The 24,209-nt window shown below is 48.8% G+C and carries 23 protein-coding genes and 1 pseudogene; 6 read left to right on the top strand and 18 right to left on the bottom strand.

Features of this window, described 5'->3' with window-relative positions; genetic code table 11:
* Window positions 1-19: 19 nt before the first annotated feature.
* A complete protein-coding gene (gene bglX, locus M3194_RS23235) occupies window positions 20-2,164 on the bottom strand; it encodes a beta-glucosidase BglX (protein WP_251656620.1) in 2,145 nt (714 codons plus the stop codon).
* A 192-nt stretch (window positions 2,165-2,356) separates the two neighbouring features.
* Here bglX and M3194_RS23230 point away from each other — a divergent pair, with 192 nt between their 5' ends.
* From M3194_RS23230 to M3194_RS23210, 5 genes are all read left to right on the top strand, one after another.
* Window positions 2,357-3,520, top strand: coding sequence for an acyltransferase (locus M3194_RS23230; protein ID WP_251656474.1), 1,164 nt, complete (start codon window positions 2,357-2,359; stop codon window positions 3,518-3,520).
* A 516-nt stretch (window positions 3,521-4,036) separates the two neighbouring features.
* Window positions 4,037-4,435, top strand: coding sequence for a VOC family protein (locus M3194_RS23225; protein ID WP_251656473.1), 399 nt, complete (start codon window positions 4,037-4,039; stop codon window positions 4,433-4,435).
* Between the two features lie 88 nt (window positions 4,436-4,523).
* Window positions 4,524-5,639, top strand: a complete 1,116-nt coding sequence (locus tag M3194_RS23220) for a PdaC/SigV domain-containing protein (RefSeq protein WP_251656472.1) — start codon at window positions 4,524-4,526, stop codon at window positions 5,637-5,639.
* Between the two features lie 204 nt (window positions 5,640-5,843).
* Window positions 5,844-6,095: a YibE/F family protein gene (locus M3194_RS31710; protein WP_251656471.1), complete on the top strand. Its 252-nt coding sequence runs from the start codon at window positions 5,844-5,846 to the stop codon at window positions 6,093-6,095.
* Entirely contained in the window at window positions 6,077-6,532 is a 456-nt protein-coding gene (locus M3194_RS23210; protein ID WP_251656470.1) for a YibE/F family protein, read from the top strand. The genes M3194_RS31710 and M3194_RS23210 overlap by 19 nt, the downstream gene beginning before the upstream one ends.
* A gap of 47 nt (window positions 6,533-6,579) precedes the next feature.
* Here M3194_RS23210 and M3194_RS23205 read toward each other — a convergent pair whose 3' ends face one another.
* From M3194_RS23205 to M3194_RS23190, 4 genes and pseudogenes are all read right to left on the bottom strand, one after another.
* Entirely contained in the window at window positions 6,580-6,858 is a 279-nt protein-coding gene (locus tag M3194_RS23205; RefSeq protein ID WP_251656469.1) for a hypothetical protein, read from the bottom strand.
* Window positions 6,859-6,934: 76 nt separating this feature from the next.
* Window positions 6,935-7,678 carry an SDR family NAD(P)-dependent oxidoreductase gene (locus tag M3194_RS23200; protein ID WP_251656468.1) on the bottom strand — a complete coding sequence of 248 codons (744 nt, stop codon included), beginning with the start codon at window positions 7,676-7,678 and terminating at the stop codon, window positions 6,935-6,937.
* 37 nt (window positions 7,679-7,715) lie between these two features.
* A pseudogene (locus M3194_RS23195) lies at window positions 7,716-8,072 on the bottom strand (SDR family NAD(P)-dependent oxidoreductase); the annotation flags it as partial.
* 312 nt (window positions 8,073-8,384) lie between these two features.
* On the bottom strand, window positions 8,385-9,215 hold the full coding sequence (locus tag M3194_RS23190; RefSeq protein ID WP_251656467.1) for a (2Fe-2S)-binding protein: 831 nt from the start codon (window positions 9,213-9,215) through the stop codon (window positions 8,385-8,387).
* Between the two features lie 141 nt (window positions 9,216-9,356).
* On the opposite strand from M3194_RS23190, the gene M3194_RS23185 reads away from it, so the two are divergent.
* Window positions 9,357-9,653, top strand: a complete 297-nt coding sequence (locus M3194_RS23185; protein ID WP_251656466.1) for a hypothetical protein — start codon at window positions 9,357-9,359, stop codon at window positions 9,651-9,653.
* 37 nt (window positions 9,654-9,690) lie between these two features.
* On the opposite strand, the gene M3194_RS23180 is transcribed toward M3194_RS23185, so the two are convergent.
* The 13 genes from M3194_RS23180 to M3194_RS23120 form a co-directional block, all read right to left on the bottom strand.
* Window positions 9,691-9,897, bottom strand: a complete 207-nt coding sequence (locus tag M3194_RS23180) for a cold-shock protein (protein WP_397334377.1) — start codon at window positions 9,895-9,897, stop codon at window positions 9,691-9,693.
* 82 nt (window positions 9,898-9,979) lie between these two features.
* Window positions 9,980-10,180 carry a cold-shock protein gene (locus M3194_RS23175; RefSeq protein WP_012772304.1) on the bottom strand — a complete coding sequence of 67 codons (201 nt, stop codon included), beginning with the start codon at window positions 10,178-10,180 and terminating at the stop codon, window positions 9,980-9,982.
* Between the two features lie 365 nt (window positions 10,181-10,545).
* On the bottom strand, window positions 10,546-11,493 hold the full coding sequence (locus M3194_RS23170; RefSeq protein WP_251656464.1) for a nucleoside hydrolase: 948 nt from the start codon (window positions 11,491-11,493) through the stop codon (window positions 10,546-10,548).
* 90 nt (window positions 11,494-11,583) lie between these two features.
* Window positions 11,584-12,339 carry a helix-turn-helix transcriptional regulator gene (locus M3194_RS23165; RefSeq protein ID WP_251656463.1) on the bottom strand — a complete coding sequence of 252 codons (756 nt, stop codon included), beginning with the start codon at window positions 12,337-12,339 and terminating at the stop codon, window positions 11,584-11,586.
* A 77-nt stretch (window positions 12,340-12,416) separates the two neighbouring features.
* Entirely contained in the window at window positions 12,417-12,908 is a 492-nt protein-coding gene (locus M3194_RS23160) for a hypothetical protein (RefSeq protein WP_251656462.1), read from the bottom strand.
* A gap of 318 nt (window positions 12,909-13,226) precedes the next feature.
* Window positions 13,227-14,012, bottom strand: a complete 786-nt coding sequence (locus M3194_RS23155; protein WP_251656461.1) for a TatD family hydrolase — start codon at window positions 14,010-14,012, stop codon at window positions 13,227-13,229.
* A gap of 241 nt (window positions 14,013-14,253) precedes the next feature.
* A complete protein-coding gene (locus M3194_RS23150; RefSeq protein WP_251656460.1) occupies window positions 14,254-16,962 on the bottom strand; it encodes an alpha-L-rhamnosidase in 2,709 nt (902 codons plus the stop codon).
* A 262-nt stretch (window positions 16,963-17,224) separates the two neighbouring features.
* Window positions 17,225-18,235 carry a hypothetical protein gene (locus tag M3194_RS23145; RefSeq protein WP_251656459.1) on the bottom strand — a complete coding sequence of 337 codons (1,011 nt, stop codon included), beginning with the start codon at window positions 18,233-18,235 and terminating at the stop codon, window positions 17,225-17,227.
* Window positions 18,195-18,779, bottom strand: a complete 585-nt coding sequence (locus M3194_RS23140; protein ID WP_251656458.1) for an RNA polymerase sigma factor — start codon at window positions 18,777-18,779, stop codon at window positions 18,195-18,197. Before M3194_RS23140 ends, M3194_RS23145 begins: the two co-directional genes overlap by 41 nt.
* A 174-nt stretch (window positions 18,780-18,953) precedes the next feature.
* Entirely contained in the window at window positions 18,954-19,820 is an 867-nt protein-coding gene (locus M3194_RS23135) for a phosphorothioated DNA-binding restriction endonuclease (RefSeq protein ID WP_251656457.1), read from the bottom strand.
* Between the two features lie 36 nt (window positions 19,821-19,856).
* Window positions 19,857-22,760 (bottom strand): DEAD/DEAH box helicase, encoded by a 2,904-nt coding sequence (locus M3194_RS23130; RefSeq protein ID WP_397334376.1) that lies wholly within the window; start codon window positions 22,758-22,760, stop codon window positions 19,857-19,859.
* Window positions 22,761-22,783: 23 nt separating this feature from the next.
* Window positions 22,784-23,185: a (deoxy)nucleoside triphosphate pyrophosphohydrolase gene (locus M3194_RS23125; RefSeq protein WP_251656456.1), complete on the bottom strand. Its 402-nt coding sequence runs from the start codon at window positions 23,183-23,185 to the stop codon at window positions 22,784-22,786.
* A gap of 187 nt (window positions 23,186-23,372) precedes the next feature.
* On the bottom strand, window positions 23,373-24,206 hold the full coding sequence (locus M3194_RS23120) for a MurR/RpiR family transcriptional regulator (RefSeq protein WP_251656455.1): 834 nt from the start codon (window positions 24,204-24,206) through the stop codon (window positions 23,373-23,375).
* Between the last annotated feature and the right edge of the window lie 3 nt (window positions 24,207-24,209).

Raw genomic sequence — 24,209 nt, 5'->3', positions numbered from 1 at the left:
TTTTTTCTTGAATATTTATTTATTTCACCAAGCGGAACGGCTTTGACTCTGCATCGCGGCTGTTGGCCCCGACAAATACTTGGAATTCGCCGGCGTCGCTCTTCAGCTGCAGATCGGCATGATAATAACGAAGCTGCTCTTCGGTGACGGCAAACGTCACCGTCTTCGTCTCGCCAGGCTGCAGAAGCAGCTTCCGGAAGCCCTTGAGCTCCTTCAGCGGACGAACAACCTCGCCGGCCATATCGCGTACGTAGAGCTGGACAACCTCTTCGCCCGCCGCTGTTCCCGTGTTCGTCACGTCAACGGATACGTGAAGCGTATCTTCGGCATTCAGCACGTCGGTCGACAGACTGATCCCGCTGTACGAGAAGGTCGTGTAGCTGAGGCCATAACCAAAAGGCAGCAGAGGCGTATTTGGCATATCCAGATACTTCGAAACATAACGCTCGCTCGCGTTCTGAGGCGTAAGCGGACGCCCGGTATTGTAATTGTTGTAGTAGACCGGAACCTGTCCAACCGAATAAGGGAAGGACATGGTCAGACGACCGGACGGATTCACGTCGCCTAACAGAACGTCCGCAATCGCGTTGCCGCCCTCTGTACCCGGGAACCAGACCTCAAGCAGCGCATCCGCTTCCTCGATGACGCCATGCAGATCAAGCGGACGTCCGTTGAACAAGACGACCACAATCGGCTTGCCGAGAGGCTTCAGCCTGCCGATAAGGTCAAGCTGCGCCTGCGGCAGACGGATGTCGCCGCGGCTTCCCGCTTCCCCGCTCATCTCGGAGCTTTCGCCCAGCGCCAGCACGATGACATCCGCTTCCGATGCGGCAGCGACGGCTTCCCGCAGCTGCTCCTCCGTAGCCGATTCGATCTCGCAGCCTTTTGCCACGGCGACGATATCCGCTCCCAAGCGGGCAGCCAAGCCGGCATGAAGCTGTACCGCTTCCTCCTGCTTGCCCCAGATCGACCAAGGTCCCAGGATATCTCCGCTCTCCGCGAAGGGTCCAATCAGCGCAAGCTTTTGTCCGCTCCGAAGCGGAAGCGCCTGTTCGTTTTTCAGCAGGACGAATGATTTCGCGGCAACCTCGCGTGCAGCAGCACGATGCTCGCCCGACAACAGCACTTCCTTCTCGCGCTCCTCGCTTGCAGCGCGGTAAGGATTCTCGAAGAGTCCCAGCTTCTCCTTCAGCTTCAAGATGCGGAGAACGGACTCGTCAATGAGCTTAACGTCTACTTTGCCCGCTTCAACGAGCTCCTTGAGATGATTGGCATAGTGAGACGTCATCATTTCCATATCGACGCCGGCTTCTATCGCCTTTTGCGCCGCTTCCGCTCCGTCCGCCGCAACGCCGTGAGGAATCATCTCGCCTACCGCGCCCCAGTCGGAGATCAGCATGCCGTCAAAGCCCCACTCATCCCGAAGCAGATTGCGCATGAGCCACTTGTTGCCCGTCGCGGGAATGCCATCCACGGTGTTAAAAGCCGTCATGACCATCTCGCAGCCTTCATCCAGCGCAGCCTTGTAGGCAGGAAGATAAGACTCGCGAAGCTGTCTTTCGGACATATTCACCGTATTGTAATCACGTCCGCCCTCGGCTGCCCCGTAGGCCGCAAAGTGCTTCACGCAAGCCGCAACCCGGTCCAAATCGCCGGCCAGGTCCTCCCCTTGGAAGCCCCGGACGAATGCGCGGGCATACTCGCTGTTCAGGTATGGATCCTCGCCCGTCGACTCCATCACGCGGCCCCAGCGCGGGTCGCGGACAAGGTCCACCATCGGCGCAAAGGTGACATGAATACCCGTTACGGCCGATTCTTTTGCCGCGATCGCCGCGCTCTTCTCGGCCAGCTCCAGATCCCATGTGCTGCCGATTGCCAGCGTTACCGGGAAGATCGTCCGGTAGCCGTGGATAATATCCGCCATGAACAGAAGAGGAATTCCGAGGCGGCTGTTCTCCATATATTTTTTCTGTAAAGCCATCGTTTCCTTCGCGCCAACCGCGCTCAGCACGGAGCCCGCATTGTTGACCATGTTCTCCGTTACGCCCATCCAGGCAAGCGGACCGGTCAGATTCGCATCATCTTCGCTCAGGAAATTGGGAGTTAGCTGCATCAACTGAAAAATCTTTTCTTCCAGCGTCATTTGTTCAAGCAAGGTATTCATATTGGTCACTTCATAAACCCTCCAATAGGTGATTTCTATCTCTAATTATATCGATTGCAGATTGAAAGCAACATATCGATTGTTGCCGAAAACATCAACGATCTGGCTATATGCAATAATTGTTGACAAGGTGGTGCTCTTGCGGCTACCCTTTGATAATGTCCTTGTTACAGCTTAGATTGGAGTTCACCTGTGAAAAATACGAAATGGGCGGCTGCTGCTAGAAGCAGACTGCCGGAAATTCAGCTTGTCCGCGCGCTTTTGATTATTGCGGTTATTATGATTCATGCGACTTCCTTCGCTACGCTTCAGATGAAGGATTCAAGCCTGTATCCCGTTTATCATTTCTTGAACGTATCCATGGCATTCGCAACGCCGGCCTTTGTCTTCCTGAGCGGCTTTGTGCTGTTCTACAGCTACTGTACCCGCCCGATCAACGGCGCTTTAATTAGCAGCTTTTACCGAAAAAGAATGACGTTCGTCATTATTCCCTATGTCTTCTTTTCAGTCATCTATTTTATCCTGTATTACAATGCCTACACGCCAACTATGCCGGCCGAGGAGACGTTCCGCAGCTTCCTGATCAAGCTCGCCACCGGCAAGGCTTATACGCATCTTTATTATGTGTTTATCATGGCGCAGATGTATGTTCTGTTCCCGGTGCTGCTGCTGCTCTTCCGGCGCTTCTCCGGTCTGATCAAGTGGGCAGTGCCGGCTGCTCTCGTAGTCCAGCTTGGCTTCTTTATCTGGAACGAGGAAGCGCTGCATATCACCAATCTGATGAGCTGGGCCCCTTCCTATGCCACTCCGTATATGCTTGGCGCCGTACTTGGCATTTATTATCCGCGGCTTCGCGGATGGCTTCATATCTCGAGGGAGCATGCGGCTCCAAGGCGAATCGCCGGCTGGCTGACTGGGCTTGCCGCCTGGCTCTGCTGTCTGACCGCGATGCTGGTTATCCTCTACGACAGCCGGATGAATGGCGCGGTGTACTCGCCGCTAATGCTTAATGTGCTGAAGATGCTCTACTCGGTCACAAGCTCGTTGATGCTGCTGCTTATCGCGCCTTTCCTCTACAGACTGCTGCCCGGAAAAGGGCTGCGCGCCTTGGACTCGATTGCCGCGTTATCGTTTGGCATCTATCTGCTGCATCCGCTGCTCTTGTATTTCTACCGGAAGTTCCCGGCCGAAGGCGGGGTTTCCTGGCATTATCATGCGTGGTATGCCGTTGGCTTCGGCTTGGCGCTAGGCGGCACCTGGCTGATTGTTGCGGCGGCCGCTCGCTATCTGCCGGGAGCGTCGCTGTTGTTTGGGGAGCTGCCTCGAAAGCAGGCAAGAAGCGTTGTGCGGGGCTAGCTTTGGCGGAAAAGCCATCCTTTTGATAACTCTCCCTTCCCAGCTACTCAACTGACTGTATGTTTTACAGTATATTTCCCGATATTGGCGCTGCCTTTGTAGATATGTTGTATGGAATGCAGGATATTTGCCATTTTGATCTCTTTTCAGGCGATTTTAGCCATTTATAATGCATAACGTACAACGTAACTCATACTTTGGGGCTAAATTGGGCCATTATATTGCACATCGTACAACGTAGCTCGTATTCCATCTTCTTTGCTCCAATCCGCCTTACATTCAGCTCCTTCAAGTTGCTCCGGCCCCAATGTCCTCGCGCTTATCACCGCCTCACGGAGCATGCCCTAACCAAGCACTAGCCGTGCTTATACCTCTCAACAATGCCTGCTTAACTACATGCATAACCCCGCTAGATTCGCCACTGTTAGTCCATATTCCGTATTGCCTTTGCTAATTCCCCATTGTATGATCAAGTTTAATAATGGTTATTTATTCCAATTAAGCGGAGGGGTTCATATGAGTCAATCAACAGTAGGTGCAAAGATTACGGGTTCATCTATCGTTTTGCTGGTTAAAGATATACAAGAGGCCTCTGCGTTCTATAAAAATCTCGGATTTACATATGAAGAGATTGGCGGGCATGTCCATGTATCCAGGGGAATGATCACCTTCATCCTGCATCCGGCCGCGAACAAGGAGGATGTGCGTCCAAGCTCGGCTGCGCAGGGCGGACTATACTTTGATGCTTTTGCCTACACGGATGCCGTAGACCTGCTGGTTGAAGAATGCCGCGCTAACCGGGTAGAGATTGTTAATGGCCCTCACTATTCCGAGCATTGGAATGAGTTCACGATTAAGGATGCCGATGGCTATCGGATTGCCTTTGGCGGAGGGATCCGCAGCGAGCTGAAATAAAAATATTTTAGCTCTCAAACTTTTTGTAAAATACAATCGTCTACTTGGTGTCTTCATTCACCGAACACACTTTAGGAGGCTATCCACCATGAAAAAACCATTCAAAATGCTTACAATCGCCGTAGCCGGCTCCTGCCTGCTCACATTCACTCCAGCGCTTGCGATGGCACAGGAAACTACTGCCGTACCCATTGTCGTAACCTCCGAGCCTATTACAGCCGTGCCCATCAATGCCGTGCTTCCAGATACGCAAGCCGTAAAAGTGACCGCGAAGGTCATTGAGGAAACATCCGATTTGCTCACCGTAAAGATCTCCGTTCCTGTGATCAGCGGTTTGCTTGACGTTTCTTATCAAGATAAATTAAATGCCAGCATCGAGGAAAAAGCGACCAAGGAGGTCGACCGTCTGAAAGCTCTGGCGGCCGAGGACAAAAAGTCCGCGGAAGAAAGCGACTATCCGTTCCGTCCTTATGACTTGAACGTATCCTATGAGCTCAAATCCGATGGCAGCACAGCCGCCAAAGGCATTGTCTCGTTCACGGTATCCACCTATGAATTCACTGGCGGTGCACATGGCGGCACTGCTGTGGAAGGCTACAATATCGTAAACGGTCAGCAAGCTGCCGACCTGACCCTTGAGCAAGCGCTTGGCGAAGGCGGTTTTGCGGCCGCAAACAGCGCGGTGCGTTACACAATCAGCAAAAAACCGGATAACTTCTTCTGGGATGCTATCACGACGTTCAAAATAGACGCGGATCACGCTTACTTCGTAGACAGCAAAGGCATCGTTAATCTGGTCTTCCAGCAATACGAGATTGCGCCTTATGCCGGCGGCATCATCAACATTCCGGTTGACGAGACGACCTCGGTTGGTCCATCCTACACCTTGTCCACCAAAGATCTGGCCAGCGGCCCGAACGGTGCGCATTTCGTTCCGCTTCGCAAAGCTGCAGAAGCACTAGGCTACAAGGTAAAATGGAGCAACAAGACGCAAAGCGCGGAAATCTCCCGCGATGCTCAATGGACATCGGTTGCCGTAGGCAAAAACAGCTACACCATTAACAAAATGGCTCCGCTCCAGCTGTTCGCCGCGCCTAAGTTTATCGAAGGGTCCCTGTATGTGCCGGATGAATTCTTCAGCAAGATTCTTCACCTTGAGATGAAGAATAATACGGCCGACAACTCGGTCACGATTAAAGGATAGACGCAAGCACACCATGGAGATCCAGGAACGCAAACAAGCCTGAGCATAGCTCGGCTTGTTTGTTGTTATGTCGGGGCAAAGCATTTAACGACAACCAATCCGACTTACACCGGGTTGGTTGCGTTCTAACGACAACCACTCCGACTCAGTCCGGATTGGTTGCGTCAGAAACCTCTGCAACGACAAAGAAACCGTGGATTTCCCATGCTCGCTGCGATCATCGTCGTCGCTACAACCGTTATCATCACCCTGCTCTTGCTCGATGGATGGAGCTCCAAATCATTGTCCGCGATCATCGGCATCATGATCGGCGTCATCCTGGCCGGCGGCGTGGCCGTCTTGGCCGGAGAGCTTCTGCATATATCGGGCTTTAATACGAATGATTCCGAGACCCTCCTTCTAGTTGCCGACAATACGGACTGCATGTCCAAGGTATCTTGTTCGCCGGGGTATTGATCGCCAAGCTTGGCGTCATTATGGACGTTGGCATCTCGATCGCCTCTGCTGTTCATGAGGTGTATACGGCGAACCGGGAGCTTGGGCCGCGCGCTTTATTCATGGCCGGGATGAACGTTGGCCGCGACAGGATGGGAACAATGGCGACAACGCTGATCCTGGCCTTCACCGGCTCCTCCCTGATGTCACTTCTTGTCCTCTATGCCTATAAAGTGCCCTATGACCAGCTCGTGAATATGAATCTGGTAACCATCGAGGTGCTGCAAGGCATGACCGGCAGTATCGGCGTTATTCTGACCGCCCCCATCGTGGCGTTTGTCTCCTCAAGGCTGATGCCGTATTACGACCGGATGCTGGCCCGCAGAGCTGCCGAGTCCAAAGCGGAGGAAAAGGTACAAGCCCCTTCCGGCATGGAGAAGGAACAAACCGCCATGTAAATAAAGAAAGCCATCCGCTTCCTGCGGATGGCTTTCTTCTCTTGCATTTAGTCTTCGTGTTCCGCGAAGCCGTGCTCGACGAGATAATCCATCTCCAGATCAAGAATGCTCTCGACGGTAACTTCATCCAGCTTCACATCACGCTGCTTCAGAACGTAATCAACCAGCTCATCGCTGTCGATATCGATAACTTGGCCTTTTGCCGAGCTTTGCGCCTTCTCGATAAAAGCCTGCTCATGCTTCAGCACCAGGCTGACGGTTGCCGCCGGCACCTTCGTTTTCTCGGCCAGATAGTTTACTAATTCTTTTTCGTTTAATTCGCTCATACGTTTTTGACAACTCCTCGGATTTTCGTTATTGGACTATTGTACCATCCCGGGGAGCAGATTCAAAAAAACGTCGTTATTGCGCCGTATAACCGCCGTCAACGCTCAGCGTTGTACCTGTAATGAAAGAAGCGTCTTCGCTGGCAAGGAAGAGGACGGATTTCGCAATCTCCTCCGGCTTGCCGAGTCGGCCCATCGGATGCAGATTGATGAGATACTTACGCGCTTCTTCGCTGCTGCCTTGAATAAGAGGAGTATCAATATAGCCCGGGCAAATCGCATTCACGCGAATGTTCTGCTGCGCATAAGCAATCGCCGTGCTTTGCGTAAGCAGCTTCACTCCGCCTTTTGCCGCCGAGTAGGCCGGGATCGTGTTGCGGGCGACATGGCTGTGAATCGATCCGCAGTTCACGATCGCTCCGCCAGTGCCCTGCTTCAGCATTTGATCAATGACATACTTATTGCAGAGGAATACGCCCGTCAGATTAATGTCGATCATGCGCTGCCAATCCTTCACTGCCAGCTCATGCGTAACGCCTTGACCGCCAATTCCGGCATTCGCGAACAGAATATCCAGCTGGCCGTATTTTTTCACCGTTGCGGCTACCATGGCTTTCACGCCGGCTTCTTCTGCTACGTTTGTTTTTACGAAGAACGTATCATGACCCTGCTTGTTTAGCTCTTCGGATACCGCAGCCCCGCGGTCCGAAAAATCCGCAATGACAACCTTCGCGCCTTCGGCAGCGAATTGACGTACCGTTGCTTCGCCAATACCGCTCGCCCCGCCGGTTATAATTGCAACCTTATCTTGGAAACGCATGTTACCAGCCACCTTTTGCAAGAATATAGATCATTCCTTATCGAGCCATTGCTCCGCCGTTAATCACCATTTCCGCACCGGTAATATAGGAAGACTCATCCGATGCCAGGAACAGAACCAGATTGGACACCTCATCTACCGTACCTACCCGGCCCATCGGCGACACCGCTTCTCCAAGCTCGGCTTTGTCGCGCTTTGTTGTTGCCGCTGCATAATCAACCATAGCCGTATTAATGTACCCCGGATGAATCGAATTGACCCGTACGCCCTGCGTTGCGAATTCCATTGCGATATCCTTCGTCATGGTGCGCACGGCGCCTTTGCTCGCGCCATACAGCACATGGCTTGGCGAACCGCCAAGACCCGCAATCGACGAAGCGTTAATGATCGAGCCCTACGCCAGGCGCTGGACGAGGAGCTTGCGATTACGCTTGGCCTGAGCTATTCGTTCAACTACGGAAATTATCAGAGCTATCCGACCTATAAAATCCTGGACATTGACCTGCCTAACGCCCCTCCCGTTCCACTGGGGTGGATGCAGTCGAAGACCAAGGCAAATTCCAGGATCATCAAGACGTTTATCCACCGGTTCCCCGGCGTCCACTTGACTCATAGCAAAAAAGAGCACCTCCTTCGAACTTCCCGTCGCCTGGCCAGCAGGCAGGGGATGTTCAATAAGGAGATACTCTCAGTTATCGAATATGGATTAGTGCGCGTCGGCAGTTGCGAGGATCTCGCATTTTCTCGCTTCCCGCTCGTCTTCGGTCATGCGTGGGCACGTGTAGCATTTGGTCCCGTTCTCGCGGCGGTCATACATGCAGCAGGAGGAATGCATGAGCCACTTCTCCTCCGGCTTATACGGGTTCTCGACATAACGGGGCTTCGCCAAGTAATACGGGTTCCGTCTGCGGTTGAACAAGGCAGGGTCGAGGAATTCCGCCAGCAGCTTGCCGTCTGAGAGGAACTGTTCCGTGAGCGGAGGCATCTTCATATGATCCGCAAGGAAATCCTGCGTCATCTTCAGATAACCGCTGAACTGCTGCCAGATGGCATCCGGCTTCAGATCCCCGGCAGCTGCTATCGCTTCAATCGCGGGCGTAATGAAGTTCGTGAAGTACTCCTCCCAGTGCTGAAGCAGGAAAGCTTTGCGCGCTTCAGGCTCCATGGGAACCGGGACGGAGCGGACTTCTTTTATTTTATAACCGATATGGGCATGATCGTCATGCATCTCGAGCTGGTAGTTCAAATTATCCGGGTACATATCCATCAGCTGATGATACATCGAGACGAACAACAGCTGAACGATACTCACCTTGCACAACGTGGTTCCGATAAATGACGCCGGCAGCGCATTCGAGATGGCCTGCACGCTATCCCCGCTCCGCTGTAGCGCCTCTTTCAGGATAGCCGGATCAAAAAAGCCCGTTGCCGGAATCTCATAAATCGGATGATCTGCCCCTTCGGGCGAAATATGATAATACATCTTCACGATCGAAAAATCGAACAACGTACCCGACCCCCATTTCATTTCTCCCATGGACTATTAGCCCACTTAGACTACATCCCTATTCCTATGTATCTAATCCTCTTATATGATAACGATTCTCATATATACTGTCAATTTGCATCGCATAAGATTACCCTTTTTGCCTCAAGCTGTAACTAAGGGGTGAATGTCATGAGCTTTATTATTGGATTAGGACTTGCCGTAGCGGCGGTCCTCGTAGGCTGGATCAGTTACCGGAGCAAAATGGGACAATCCGTGCTTGGCGGACTCGCCGCCATCGCGATCTTCCTGGCCTCTACCGTCATTGCCACCGCCGCAACGCGGACGATTATGGACAACACCGTCTACATGACGGAGATTCATTCGGTGCTGGAGTCCCCGACTTTTATTATCAGCACGGGATATCTGATGGTGTATGGGCTAGCCAGAATTGTTGTGGGGCTGGGACTAGGAACGGCTCGGACATGAAAAAAGCATCTCCCTTGTGAGGAGATGCTTGAATGTACTATTTACGATGGCTGTAGCTCGTGTTCTCTACGGTAGCCAGCATTCTTTCTTCCTTGATCATGGGGGATTGGCATAGGAAGCATACGGGAGCTTCGGACAATGAGAAGTTATCCCTCATCCATCCCTTGCATTGCTCGCTAGAGCACGACCATACCACTGTTAATTCAGTAGGCAGTTCTTCAACCGTCTTTTTCCGAGAATACATCATATCCCTCTTTCCTTGAATCTGTAATGGTCAATGAAAAAAAGCCCCAAACCTTTACGATCCGGGGCGTTCTTCGACGATCTTACAGTTTTACAACGTTTTCGGCTTGTGGGCCACGGTTGCCTTGAACGATGTTGAATTCAACGCGTTGACCTTCGTCCAGGGATTTGAAGCCGTCGCCTTGGATAGCGCTGAAGTGTACGAATACGTCGTTGCCGCCTTCAACTTCGATGAAGCCGAAACCTTTTTCTGCGTTAAACCATTTTACTGTACCTTGTTCCATTTCTAATTACCACCTTGTATATGATTTACATGACATTCTTATCTTGTGCTAACAATAAAAAATTCACATATCGTGCAGGATTATTTCCCCTAAAAAAAATAACCCTCTACGTTATGTGAATTCAGGTCACGTTTTTGTATAAACCCATTGTACCACATCTAGATGGAAATAGCTAATTCCAATGGGATCCATTAGGAAAAAAAGTTGGACATTTTTTTAAATGCCTCACCGGACACCTGAATTTCTTATGGATAGAGCGGGATTGCCCCGCTCTTGTCGCGCTATAACCTATATAATTCCCTTCTCGCCAAAGTACATTCATCGCCGTCCCGAAGGACAAACATCGAACGGATCGTCTCGATCGATCACGCGCCCGCTTCCTGCAGCTTCGATTCCGCGGCATGCTCCAGCTTGCGGAAGAGATCCTTAAAGATGCCGTCGCGATGTACGGCGCTGGCGCATCGGATCAGATGCCGGCGCGTGTCGAGGCTCCAGGTCACCTGATCGGTCAACACCGGGCTGTGCACGAGATCGGATGGAACCAAAGCCGGATCCACCAGATAAGCGACTGCGGATAAGTCCCAGATAACGCGGGAATAGCCATAATGATCGCTGCTGCAGCCTTCGTACCGCTCTGCCAGAAACGCCCCGATCTCTCCTTGTCCCTGCACGAAATGCTTAATCTCCGGCAGCGTCGTAATCAGATGCGAAGCAACACCGTGGCACGGAACAAGAACAAGCGGCACCCCGCTGTCGAACATGATCCGCGACGCATGAATGTCCTGGGCCAGATTAAATTCCTTCGTATCTCTCCAGGACAGCTGATGGCCGCCGAGCCAGACAACAACGATCTTGCCGATAATCGAAGGCTCCAGCAAAATGGCCGATGCAATGTTCGTTATGGCACCAATCGCGATCACGTAAAGAGGCTCCTCGTCAGAGGCTGCAAGCGCCCTCTGGACAAGATCCCGGGCTGCGGGACTGTCAACGGGCGTCGCAGCTTCAGGCAGATAACTGTCCGAGCCGCGGAATACCGCATTGTCCTCTTCGCAGCGGAGCCGATTCAGAATTCTCCCGATCTCTTCATAGCTCTTTTCCATGCCGTCCTTCGGCCCTTCGGACAGCTCGTTCCAGAACGGCGCCGCATAGATCGCATCCAGCTGGATCCGCTCCGGCGATAACAGTGCGTAGACAAGGGCGAACTGATCATCAATCTCGTTAAAGGTATCGGTATCCAGTACGGCATGTATCCGGCCCGCAGGAGGCGCAAGTCGGCTTAATCGCAAAGCATCGGAAATGACAGGGTAATTCACGGCATTCACTCCACTCGGCTTCAGTATCGTAAATCTATTCCCATCATAATTAGAGAGGCCCGCCGAAACTAGCTGAATTCGGCTGTATTCTTATACGATCTGGTTAACCATGCGGAAGGCACGCGGAGATAAGCCGGTATGCTTGCTGAAGAGCATGCTGAACTGCGGCGCGTTGCTGAACCCGCAATCATGCGCAATCTCCATCATCGACTTCCCGGAATGAAGGAGCATCGCCTTGGCATTCTCCACCCGCTTCCTTATCACGAATTGGTTGGGCGAATAGCCGGTTTCCCTTTTGAAGAAATGGCGGAAATGGTCGTAGCTATACCCCAGACTGCGGGCAATCGCCTGAAGATCAACGGATTCCGAGGCATACTGCTCCAGATAGTTCTTAGCATAGTTCACTTTGTCATTGGTTCCGGCGCTGTTGTCCGCGTTATCCGTTAACCGGCCAATCTCCGCAATCGTCTGGCAAAGAAGGCCATGCAGCGTGAGATGATAATAATGGCGCTTGCTGCCAAGCTCATCCTGCATCGCCCGAAGCAGCTGCTCCAGCTTGCGGTCATGATCGGCATACAGTCCGTTATTCAGCGTAAACATGGCGTTATCATAAGAGAAGCAGGCGAATAGCACTTCGCTGTTGGTATGGCGATATTCATTATGCTTCGTGTGCGGGGGAATGATCGTGAATGTTCCGGGTGCATACTCATAGACGGATTTACCGATTTGGGTCGTTCCGCTGCCGCTGACGTAATAGACCACCTCATAGCTGGCATGCGTATGGAAATCGATGAAGCTGCCCGCCTCCCGGACAAAATGATACAGAAAATCAAAGGAGCAGTTCATGAGGTTCCTCCTAGTGATCGGAAGTTAACCTTAGTATAGCAAAAAAGAGAAATCTCAAGGGGCGATATATACGAGATTTAATTCTGCTTCACCGTTAATCCTCTGTCTGGAAAATGGATGAGGAATGCGGCTCCCGAGGCGAAGAGGATCTCGTGAGAAAGGGTCTTCTCGTCTACGATTAGCAGCTCATCGTAACCCCAATCGTCGAAGCCACTGCGATCAAGCTGATCAGGAGGCTCAATAGCGATGCCAACCCTGCTGACATTGTTATAGACCAGCGTCCATTCGTCTTGGGCATTCGATACCGTGATATGCAAATCCACGATTTTCTCGTAATGGACCTCGGATTGCACAAGCTTATATTCCTTCAAGTCATAATCATGAAAGCTGAACGTATGGAAAAAGGCGAAGAGCTCCTTATTCAGCCTGCCTTCCAATTTCTCATACTCAGCCCAATAACGTGCGTCGTTCTTCCTCCACTCTTCTTTCGCTTGCTTTCGCTCTTCCGGATTATCTGAATTTATGGCGGACCAGAGGCTGGACTTGAAATATTTTATAGGGTTAACCACCTTTCTATAGAAGAAACATGGATCATCACACTCCCGGTACTAGCTGGGCTAAACGCCAGGCAGCAAAAGCGGTACGCCGCTTCAGGGATGATATTTCAAACGGCAAATGGTATCGGAAGCTGTATTGTTCCTGGGATATTTGCGATTATCGTTCTTACGAGACCAAACAGCAAGCCATTCATCAATGGGAGACATCCAAGCGGCCAAGGACACAGCACATGACTAGAGATGAAGTTATTAACGCGTGGGCAAAGCAATTTAGAAGGAAATAAAGCGAAGCGTCGGTCAAGGGAAGCCCGGCGCTTCGTTTCTTTGTGATTAGATGCGGAAGAAGGCTTTCGCCGTCTGAGTCGTGGCTTTAGCCACCTCATCCGCCGGTTTACCGATACACTCGGCTACCGTCCTCAAAATATGAGGAAGCAGTGCAGGTTCATTCCGTCCATCGGCCGGCTTTTCTTTGAGATCCCGCGGCGTTAGGAACGGTGCATCCGTCTCAATCATGAGCTGCTCGAGCGGAATGATTCGCACCAAATCCCGTAGTTGCTTGCCCCTTCGCTCATCGCAAATCCAGCCCGTAATTCCGATATGGCATCCCATGTCCAGATAGGCTTTAAGCTCCGGCAACGAACCGGTAAAGCAATGAACAACGGCATTCTTCACCTTATGCTCCTTCAGCATCCCGATAAAATCCGTTGATGCCTCCCGTTCATGAAGAAACAGCGGCATATCCAGCTCAAGCGCTAAGCGAATCTGCTCCTCGAACCATCTCCGCTGCACATCCCTCGGCGAGAAATCCCGATTGTAGTCCAGCCCGCATTCCCCCACCGCTACCACCTGCGGCAGCGCCGCAAGCTCACGAAGCTTCGTTATCGTCTCTTCGTTACAATTCTTTGCGTCATGCGGATGCACGCCGGCCGTAGAATACAGCTTCCCGGGATACCGTCCGGCATATCGAACCGCATCTTCACTGTTGCGCTGGCTTGTTCCCGTGATGATAAGCGGCGTAACGTTATTCTCCAACGCCCTTGCCACAACCAGATCCCGGTCCTCGTGGAAAGAGCGATGCATCAGGTTGACGCCGATATTTATGATTGAATTATTCATGATCTCTGCTCCTCATTCTCTTCGGCCGGCACTAGGCGTATGCCGAAGGATCTTGGTCATTAACTTGCTTAAGCTTTGCTCCATGGCTTGATTCAGCATGGCTTTCACTTCGCTTTCTTTGTTCGACTTCCATTAAGTGCATTATAACTTTTCCGCTCTATTTATAGGCGGGATTAATTGGATTAACAGAAACGTTCCCATGGAAAAAAAGCCTGAACCACAGGATTGGTTCAGGCCCGACTTACTCTGGCTTAACGGTTACTTGAAACTCGTAATGGCCTGATCCAAGAACGACAACAAGATCGTTCGTTTCCTTTTTTACACGAAGCGATTTGGCTGCTTGCTCCAGGTCGGAACTTGGCCATATAGTCTGATTACAGCCTTGCTCGAAGATGGATAAAATAAGAGAATTACGGCTTTGTAATGGAAAATGGACTTCCGCCGTGCAGTTTGGCGGTATCCGAATCTCGCATTCCCAGCTGCCGCTGCTCTCCGTGGACCAACGAGCGGCATACTGCCCTCGAATGGTATGAACGGAAGCAGAGGCATGGCTTAGCCCTTCCGCGCGAAATGGTCTGAAGACAGCTTGCCCGAAGGCAACCGTATCCGGGTGAGGAGCTAATCCGGCCAGATGCTTGTAGAACCAGGCGCTGACACTTCCGAACATCGGATGATTATGGGAGTCGTGTCCGTCCCATGATTCCCATAAGGTGGTGGCACCGTTTGCGATCATGTATCCGTAGCCTGGATAATCTCTTGTCGTCACCATTCCCAATGCTAAGTCCGTCTCCCCGCGGTCACTCAGCAGGTCGAACAGGAAGGATGTCCCGAATATGCCGGTATCCAAATGTCCGTTCAGATCTTCCCGGTAGTGCTTCAAAACCCGTTCCCACACTTGATCCTCGTAACCTTCGGGAACGCAGCCCAGAACCAGCGGGAACAGATCCGCGCCTTGCCGCCCTATGGAGTAAGTGGCAGTTTCAGCATTGAAGAAGGCCTCGTTAAACGTTTGGCATATGCGATCATATAGCTCCGCATACTGCTCACGATCCTTTTCGTAACCAAGTACCCCGGCGATTCTGGACATGATGTTCACCGTAAAAGCATAATAGAACGTGCTCACGAGTTGAGGAGGAAGATCATTTTGCCCGGGGATACACCAGTCCCCCAGAAACCAGCTGCCCTCCTCCTCGTATTCAACCAGATAACCGCCCCGATTGCGCGTACTCAAATAACCGATCCAGCTTTTCATGCCTTCATAATGTTCAGCGAGCAGACGCTGATCTCCATAAGTACGATACATCATCCAAGGCATGATAATATAAGCGGATCCCCAAGCTACTCCGCCTCCACCCCCGTTGAACGGAGCCGTATGGGGAACAAAGCCCGTCTGTTTGTTTTGCGAATCGCTGATGTCTTCGATCCACTTCGTGTAGAAAGCTGCCATATCAAAGTTATAACCGGCCGCTTCGGCCGTTAAATGTCCGTCCCCCGTGTATCCGAGCCGCTCGCGATGCGGGCAGTCGCTTGGCACGCCGCCATGCATATTCGTAAGCTGCGACCAGCGATAAGCGTTTTGCATCTGGTTCAACAACGGTTCAGAACAAGAAAAATGGCCTGCGGATTCCACAGAAGTATGAACCACAATCCCTTCAAGATCCGTTAGCTCCGGTACTCCGGGATACCCGGTGACCTCCACGTAACGAAAACCATGCCAGACAAATCTGGGCTCGTATTGCTCTATCCCCTGACCCTTCATGATGTAAGTATCCTTCTGAACTTGGCTGTCTCCTCCGCAGTTTAACGTATCAAGCGCGCCATCTGCGCTGAGATTTTCCGCAAACTTCAGCGTAACCTGCTGCCCGGCATTTCCTTGCATGCGAATGCGCACCCAGCCCGAGAAGTTTTGGCCAAAATCGAAGATGTAGGTATTGGACTTAGGATCGGCACTGGGGATTGGAGCGAGCGTGCTTATTTTTTTATCCGGTGGAGACGTTTGAGCGGTCAGCTGACCCTTCGGAGAACGAACCAAGCGGGCTTGTTCCCAGGACGAATCATCGAAGCCCCGGTCATTCCAACCCGGCTGCTCCAGCCTCGCATCATAGATCTCTCCGTAGAAGACGTTATTGAACACGATGGGCCCGGAGCTGCATTTCCAGCTCTCATCGCTGCGGATGTAGTCCACCGTACCATCCTCGTAGGTTAGGACTATCTGCACAATTAGCTTTGGAGCGCCGTAGCGCATTTTCCCTTCAATCGTTCTCTCCGTCTGATTATAGAAGCCGTTCCCGAGCATTACGCCAATCGCATTCTCGCCTTGCAAGATATTGTTCGTCACAGCGTATTGAAGATAATTAACCCGCTTGGAAGTTTGATCGTCGAAAGGATAGAGCAGCCCTTCAATTTGCCGCTCGTCATAATCCGTCCAGTTCGGAACAAGAACGTGATCGCCGACTCGTTCGCCGTTCATATACAGCTCGAAGTAGCCTAGGCCCGACACCGATAAGGAAGCCTGTTTAACTGCTTTATGTATGTGGAAGGATGTTCGAAATAACGGTGATGCAATCGTCTCGTCTGCTCCTATCCACTGTGCGATCCATTCCTCCGGGCTGAGGATTCCCATCTCAAAAAAAGCGGCTTCTTCCGCCTCGTATAGCTCCCCATCCTGATCCCAGCATCTGACTGTCCAGTAACAGCGTTGCCAGCTAACCAGCGGCTTGCCCGCATACGCAATATGAAAGGTTTCCGCAGAATCAACTTTTTTGGAGTCCCATAGTGTGCCGATCCCGGCAAGCGCATCCCTCTCGTTATCGGATACGATAATTTGATAGGCAGTCTGCCGTAGCCCGCGTTTGGAGGATTCTAGTTCCCAGCTGAAGCGAGGCTGGGTTGTTTGTACGCCAATAGGGTTTTGATTATACTCGCATCGCAATCGATGAATCTTTTCCATGATCGTAGTCCCCTTCTACTGATTAAGGATAAGTGCGATTTTGTATTCGCTTTCATTTTGAGTGAGTTAGTATACATAAAAAAAGAGTTTCATAGCTATAATAACATACTAACTAAACAAGATATACCAGATTACTCATACCAAGAAACAAAAAAGAAGTCACGTGAATCAGTTCATCTGATTTACTTGACTTCCTTTTTGTTCAAATTTGTAATGTTATCTACTACTATTGATAACTCCTGTCAGCATGCTTATAAGTCCGTTAATCATTATGTGCAATAACTGCCGTAGCGAACTTACGCAACTCATTCTCATCAGTTGAATGAGACGTTACCGAGAAGCTTCGATAATTACCCTCGGCTACTTTCTCCGACCAATGAATCGATTTCTCGCTCCCATTGGTATCCCGATAAAAATAGGTGTCGACTCCTTTAATTTCGAGTATAGATTCAGAGGATGGGTGACTGTCATAAAAAGTTGGCAACACAGGAATATCTAAAGACACCGTAAGTATTATCTCTTCATCAGCCTTGTTGTAGAACCAACTTAGAGATTGGGGTTTCGTTCCGCTTGGTTCTACCGCATAGATATATTTCTTACCTGAATCTTCATCATACGTAGTGTTCCAATTTCGTTTATATGAGCTCTTGCTCGAGATATCATTTTGCAGTTCCGTTCGGCGTAGGCTCCACCCCTTCCAATTAGATAGCGGCAGACTAATTGTAATTCCACGCCCTAACAAATAATCATTCATATGTTCGGGAGTATCAAACTCAAGAGGTTTTACGACAATAGTATAGTGAGAGCCTTTCTGCGGCAACACTTTACCATTTTCTTCGAGTATTGCTGTTTGTCCAATATATACAACCGCTTGCTCCCCGTCCTTAAGCCCGTCACGCACACGATTTAGTATTTGTATCTCCTCAATAGGAGTAGAGGGTATATCCGTTGGAGCCACTTGAAGAGTTGTATGACCTAACTTATCACGTAGCGGAAGCATATATCCAGAATAAGCAGCGTAGCAAGTTCCTCCAACCAGCAGAAATAGACAGAGCATTACAGCCACACGGGTAAACAAGCTTCTCTTTATTACGCTGTAAGACAGATTTCTATGATTACTAAAGCTTTCATTCTCTTCTAACAATCGGCTTATTACCTCTGCTGCAACATTACTACTCGAACGCATTGGAATTGGTATGTTGTAATACGCAGCAGTGAGCTCGTCCGTATAATTATCTTTCTGTTGAAATGGATGCCCAAGGTTCTTTTCCATTGCTTTTCCCCTCCTCATTTACATAATTTCGTTGCATTTTAACTCTCGTGCGCTCATAACGCTTTCGCACTGTCGCCGCCTTGCAATCGAGGATTAGAGATATTTCTTCAAAAGTCAGTTCTTCTACGACTCGCAAAAGCACAATCTGTTTTTCTTCCAGCGATAAGCCTCGTAATATTTCATCTACTCTCAATGAAGAATCATAATCGGTTGTAACTGCCTCTCGTCGGAACAGATGCAATCTCGACAATAAGCCGTTTCGCTTGCGAATTAAGTTTAAGCAATGATGATAGGCAATCTTATACAACCATGAGGTAAAGGAGATCTGCCGCGAATACTTGTCCATATTCCTGAACACTTGTAAAAATACATCTTGAACGGCGTCCTCTGATTCCTCCCGATCGTGTAGCAACTGATAAACATATCGATATAAAGGCAACTGATAGAATTCAATTACATGCTGATAAGCATCCTTATTTCCTTCTTTGACAAGCCGTATCCATAGCTCGATATCAGCGGTTTTGCTGCGCATGCTCTGATTCATATACCCTCCACTCTTAAGCTTCCCGAGGCCTCATATAAGTTGTAACACGCGAGCTCATTATTTTGTGACAAACACATTGATAATTTCCCACTTTTTTCTTAACGGTAAAGATGAACAATAAAAAACTCAACCACAAAATCTCTATTGGTTGAGTTTTTTTTGGATTTAATTTTCCTACACCTTATACCTCGCCGGGCCTCTAAACACCTCTCGGAAATGCCAATGAACAAAGTTATCCTTCGGCATATAGTCCGGGTTAATCGGCTCGCGCACCTTATGGCCATGGTATCTCATGAGCCACTCATTAAAGCCGTTGGTGCCATGAGCTTGTTCCGCAACAAGCAGCTCCCGCTCCTCGGTAATCGTGAATACGCCGCGGTCGAACAGCTTATGATGCAAGGAGCATAACGCGATTCCGTTATCCTCTTTGTCTGGCCCGCCAGCTTGGTGCCACTGGATATGGGCAGCATCTATGGCGACTAGATTGTTACCCAGCCGGACATTAAAACCGCACACCGCGCAGCTATATTCGTAAGCCTTCAGAATGCGATCTCTGAAGTTCGGATCACGGGGCCTTTTACGCTTCATGGAGAAGTCGAGCCCAATTTCGTCTAGAATATCCTGGTGAATACTATCCGGAAAATGCTCCGTTAGCAGGATCTCCGCCAGCTCCTGAATAAGGGAGCGATCGCTGCGAAGCAGCTCAAGCACCTCGTTGTTAAAACCACCGGAGATATGCTCCGTCAACAGTAGCTTGTCCGAGAAGTTCTTCTTATCCACGGGCTGACTAAGCTCCCATATCCCGTCGGTAGAAAGCCTGACAAAAGGCTCCTCTGGATGATAGGACTTCCTTGCCGGGCCAAACTCAATAAGTAGCTTTTTCAGCTTCTCTCTCACCATCTCGTAAGGTAAAGCGGTATTCTGCTGTTGTAACTGAGCTAAGCTTAATAGGATTAACAATGGCTTATGCGGAGCACGTTGTCCGTTCTTTTTCCAGATGGACAGGTTCGCGATTCTTTGTTTAAGCTCATTAACCTCCATGCGGCTTCCCTACTTCCAGCATGATTACGAACAACATTAAACACCACTAGACTTTAAATATTGATATAACTTATTATCCACTGCATGCTCCAATAACATGTTCATACAAACAACCGGTAATGTTTCGCCTTCTTTTTTACCAGCCATTGTTGTTTGATGAACGGTAGCCATATCAGGAGTTGCTTGACCTAAATAATAGAAATCGCTACCTTCATCATCATCTTTCTTAACTAAAATATGAATATCAATATTATTTCGCTTTGCTTCAATAATTTTTTGAACCTCATCTGACTGTAGAGTACGGTTGCTTCTAGTAAACCACTTGAAGGTGGTTGGGTCTAGCAATTCATCACTATAGTCAATGCTTGACTCTACTTCCTCATGCTTATGGTAAGTCACAAAAATTGGACAGGTTTGATGTTTGGTCTTATATCCGTATACAGTGCTACTCTCATCATTTTCCCAGTTAAGCAACTTACATACTTCCTTACGGGTATACTTACGGTGTAGTGTCAACGGTTTTAAAGGATTATAGTCAGTCGCTTTCTCTCTTGCTACTCGAATAACGTCTACAAACATCTCTTTAAAATGTTCATTTACTATCAACCTATTTCTTAGAGTTTCTGAAAAGTAGATGCTACCATCTAAATTATAATTACAAATTGGGTGTCCCCCGTATTTAGCCTGATTAGCCTGCACGAAAAATGATAACTCCATTACATTGCGGACAGATGAAAGTGTTGCTTGATCAACTCGACATCCTTCAGTTTGAAGTTGAAGTGTAAACTCTTCTTTAGAAATTACACCTCGTTCGAGTAGTAGCTCTAAAAGAATAATTTCATGATGGCGTTTGCCGTTCATTAATTCATTAGAAATCATTGTAAGCACTTTACATTCATAGTCTGTAAGACTAGGAACATCCTCTTTTAAACGCTCTAAAAATTTTTGATAGTTTTCGTGGTTCTTCACAATAACCTCAGGATCTATAGAATTATTCATTACGAAATCATAAAGGTATGGTCTTCGTCCCAAACGATTTTTCAACTCAACAAATTCATCCCTGAGTTTTTTGAACTCCGTCAAATTATTATTTGAAATTGATTTATAAATTAGTGATTTGGCGACTTCCTCAAAATTAATAGTAGATACCCCTTGGATGTAACTCGAATCCTTCATATGCCGCCGAATATTATCTTTATTAAGAGATTTATCACCAGATAGAGCGATAGGAATGAGATAATTGTTTTTATAGTTTCCAATAAAATCAATAATCGTAACGAACTCTTTAGAGTTGTGCTTCCGCAAGCCTCGACCAAGCTGCTGAATAAAGATAATGCTAGATTGTGTTTGTCGTAGCATGACAACTTGATTGACTGACGGGATATCAATACCCTCATTAAAAATATCTACTGTAATGATATATTCTAATTCACCTTGTTCAAGTGCTTTAATCTGCCTTTCCCGATGCTCGATACTATCGTCACCTGTTAATGCTACCGTACGGTAACCTCGGTCGTTCAGTAAAAAAGAAAGGTCAATCGCTTCCTCTTTACGACTAACAAACATTAGACCTCGTACTTGTGTACCCGAGTACCCGTAATATTCGATTTTCTCGATAATATGGTCAACTCGTTCATTCGTTACTAACTTGGCTAAAACTGTTGTGTCATCAACCATTTCGCCATCCTTTTCAAAATCTGTTACACCAAAATAATTGAATGGACATAGCATATCCTCTTCTAAGGCAGCCTGAAGTCTTATCTCATAAGCAACATTGTAGTCAAATAATTGATAGATGTTAAACTCATCTGTTCGTTCCGGCGTTGCAGTCATACCCATGAGAAACTTCGGTTTAAAATAGTCAATGACCTTTTGATATGAGCTTGCTCCCGCTTTATGTACTTCATCAATTAGAATATAGTCAAACTCATCTGGACTAAACTGCGAAAGTACGTCCGACTTCGAGATAGTCTGAATCGTGGAGAATAGATGCTTAGTATCAAGATCTTTGTTAGATCCAGATAATAACCCGTAGTCAGACTCGTCACCACCTACAACCTTAATAAAATCAGACTTCGACTTTATCAAAATTTGTTCACGATGTGCAATAAACAATATCCGCTTAGGCTTATAGCTTCTCACATCAAAGGCAGCTAGGAATGTCTTACCGGTACCCGTCGCAGAGATAATAAGGCCCTTTTGTTGTCCTTGTTCACGTAGTATTTTGATGTTATTTAAAGCAGAGGTTTGCATTTTATTAGGTTCAATTTTAGCTGTCAGAACACTGCTAGCTTCAAATCGTTGTTTAACTAATGCCAACTCTTCCTGAACAACCTGTTTTGCAGCATATTGAACATAGGATACCTCATACCCTTTGATCCATTCCTCGGTCAAAGCAACTGAATTTTGCCATACTGACTCAAACTGATTACGTATTTGTTTAATAAAATATTCTGTTGGCAGTAAACGGAGCTTCACGTTCCATTCGTAGTTTACTTTCAATGCATTAGCCGTTAAATTAGTACTTCCAATAATTAAAGCAAAATCTTCGTGGGCATCAAAAATATAACCTTTGGAATGAAAGCCCTCTAGATCAGAGAGCCTCACTTCTAAGTTTTCAATCTTTAATAACTCACGAAAAACTTTTGGATGGTTAAAGTTTAGATATGTCGAAGTAAGTAGTTTCCCTTTTATTCCTCTTCGCTTCAAATCAAAAAGCTGTGTCTTTAATGTAGCCAGTCCACTTTCTGTGACAAATGCTACGATTATCATAAAAGACTTACATGCGTTAAGTTCTTGAATGATTTCATTCAGAACATTCTCGCGTGTTCTTGGATTGTTAATTAGGAGCTTTGGAGAGTATCTTGAAACCACTCCTTCAAGTTGAGGTAATACTTGTTCGTAAACATAAGACTGTAGAATAATACTTTCTTGGCTCACAAATTACACCTCATCAATAGTTGTTAGAACGGCAAGGGTTGGTCCATAATTTTATTAATCGCTGGAATGTCCGCAGGAGCCCAATCTAGAGAATCTAACTCAGCAACATGAAGCCACTCAATGCTTGCATGCTCAGTCAGAGTTGGAGTACCTGCAATGAGTTTACAATAGAATGTCGTTAAATGGACTATACCAAAATCATATTCATGAGCCGTGTATTCGACCTGCTTACCAATTTCGACAGTACAATTCATCTCCTCAAAGATCTCTCTGCGAAGAGCCTCTTGTGGCGTTTCACCGGCTTCTATTTTACCTCCAGGAAATTCCCACTTCAGAGCCAATGAAGAATTCTCTCCCCTTTGTGCACATAAGATCCGACCATCTTGTACAATGACCGCTCCAACAACGTTTATGTTCTTTTTCATATTTCCTCCTATAGGCATCTTTTCAAATATCATACTTCGTAATATAAGGGGAGGCAACCAACAAAAGGAGCCCCATATACTTAGGCTCCTTTTGTAATAAATACTTAATTCTGTTTTAATAAATGAATACTTTTCGTTTAACCTCAGAACTCACCTTCCAAGCTATTCTCAGTTTAAGAATTTCTCCTCAAACCCGCTTCGGCAACAATTTCGCATACTTCCGCCTCAACCGATGCAGCTCCTCGCTCCCCGCAAGCGCAGCTTGCTCCCTCTCTTTTCCCACCGCGACGATCAGCGCCTCGATGACGGCGATCGGGGCCACCATCGAGTGGAACTCCCAGAGCTGGCCGCGGGCGGTGAAGAGGGAGATGTCGGCTTTGGCGAGCATGGGGCTGACGGCGAGGTCGGTGATGAGCAGCGTGCGGCAGCCGCGCTCATGCGCGAAGTCCAATAAAACGGCCATCTCCGGGGATTCGGAGACGAAGCCGAAGATGACGATGACGTCCTGCGGCTTGATCGGCACCATGCTCTCGAACAGCTCGTGGCCGCCGCGATCCAAGCGACGGACGTCGGCGCCGAAGCGAGACAGCCGAAAATCCATTAACGCGGTTAAACATTCCGCGGAGCCGGGCCCGTAGATATGAACAGTACCCGCATTAGCGAGCAGGCCAACTGCCGCGTCGAACGACGCCTGATCAAGGCGATCGACCGACTGCTGGAGGTAATCGACAGATCCCAGCACGCTCACGCTTGCCCCACTCTCACCGCTTACTTTGTCAAAGGCAGACTGCAGCTTCCGGGCAGGAGAAAGCAGCGCCTCGTCCTTGACGCGCTGCTTGAATTCCTTCAGGTTCTTCGAGCCTACCTCCGCCCAGAAGCGCGAGACGGTGGAGATGCTTACTCCGCATGCCGCCGCGATCGTCTCCTCTACCATGAACGGAATGTCGTCCATGTTCTTGCTGATATAATCCGCGATCCGCTGATGGCCGCGCGTCAGCTTGGCCTCATCAAATAACATCATAGC

The organism is Paenibacillus glycanilyticus, from assembly GCF_023715145.1.
Lineage (GTDB): Bacteria > Bacillota > Bacilli > Paenibacillales > Paenibacillaceae > Pristimantibacillus > Pristimantibacillus glycanilyticus_A.
This window is presented reverse-complemented; position numbering and strand designations above follow the sequence as displayed.

What these genes read in the sequence shown, in the direction of transcription:
- bglX (WP_251656620.1), bottom strand. Translation starts at nt 2,164, where the DNA reads ATGAATACCTTGCTTGAACAAATGACGCTGGAAGAAAAGATTTTTCAG.
- M3194_RS23225 (WP_251656473.1), top strand. Translation starts at nt 4,037, where the DNA reads ATGAGTCAATCAACAGTAGGTGCAAAGATTACGGGTTCATCTATCGTT.
- M3194_RS23220 (WP_251656472.1), top strand. Translation starts at nt 4,524, where the DNA reads ATGAAAAAACCATTCAAAATGCTTACAATCGCCGTAGCCGGCTCCTGC.
- M3194_RS31710 (WP_251656471.1), top strand. Translation starts at nt 5,844, where the DNA reads ATGCTCGCTGCGATCATCGTCGTCGCTACAACCGTTATCATCACCCTG.
- M3194_RS23205 (WP_251656469.1), bottom strand. Translation starts at nt 6,858, where the DNA reads ATGAGCGAATTAAACGAAAAAGAATTAGTAAACTATCTGGCCGAGAAA.
- M3194_RS23200 (WP_251656468.1), bottom strand. Translation starts at nt 7,678, where the DNA reads ATGCGTTTCCAAGATAAGGTTGCAATTATAACCGGCGGGGCGAGCGGT.
- M3194_RS23190 (WP_251656467.1), bottom strand. Translation starts at nt 9,215, where the DNA reads ATGGGAGAAATGAAATGGGGGTCGGGTACGTTGTTCGATTTTTCGATC.
- M3194_RS23185 (WP_251656466.1), top strand. Translation starts at nt 9,357, where the DNA reads ATGAGCTTTATTATTGGATTAGGACTTGCCGTAGCGGCGGTCCTCGTA.
- M3194_RS23180 (WP_397334377.1), bottom strand. Translation starts at nt 9,897, where the DNA reads ATGTATTCTCGGAAAAAGACGGTTGAAGAACTGCCTACTGAATTAACA.
- M3194_RS23175 (WP_012772304.1), bottom strand. Translation starts at nt 10,180, where the DNA reads ATGGAACAAGGTACAGTAAAATGGTTTAACGCAGAAAAAGGTTTCGGC.
- M3194_RS23165 (WP_251656463.1), bottom strand. Translation starts at nt 12,339, where the DNA reads ATGAACTGCTCCTTTGATTTTCTGTATCATTTTGTCCGGGAGGCGGGC.
- M3194_RS23155 (WP_251656461.1), bottom strand. Translation starts at nt 14,012, where the DNA reads ATGAATAATTCAATCATAAATATCGGCGTCAACCTGATGCATCGCTCT.
- M3194_RS23150 (WP_251656460.1), bottom strand. Translation starts at nt 16,962, where the DNA reads ATGGAAAAGATTCATCGATTGCGATGCGAGTATAATCAAAACCCTATT.
- M3194_RS23145 (WP_251656459.1), bottom strand. Translation starts at nt 18,235, where the DNA reads ATGGAAAAGAACCTTGGGCATCCATTTCAACAGAAAGATAATTATACG.
- M3194_RS23140 (WP_251656458.1), bottom strand. Translation starts at nt 18,779, where the DNA reads ATGAATCAGAGCATGCGCAGCAAAACCGCTGATATCGAGCTATGGATA.
- M3194_RS23135 (WP_251656457.1), bottom strand. Translation starts at nt 19,820, where the DNA reads ATGGAGGTTAATGAGCTTAAACAAAGAATCGCGAACCTGTCCATCTGG.
- M3194_RS23125 (WP_251656456.1), bottom strand. Translation starts at nt 23,185, where the DNA reads ATGAAAAAGAACATAAACGTTGTTGGAGCGGTCATTGTACAAGATGGT.
- M3194_RS23120 (WP_251656455.1), bottom strand. Translation starts at nt 24,206, where the DNA reads ATGATGTTATTTGATGAGGCCAAGCTGACGCGCGGCCATCAGCGGATC.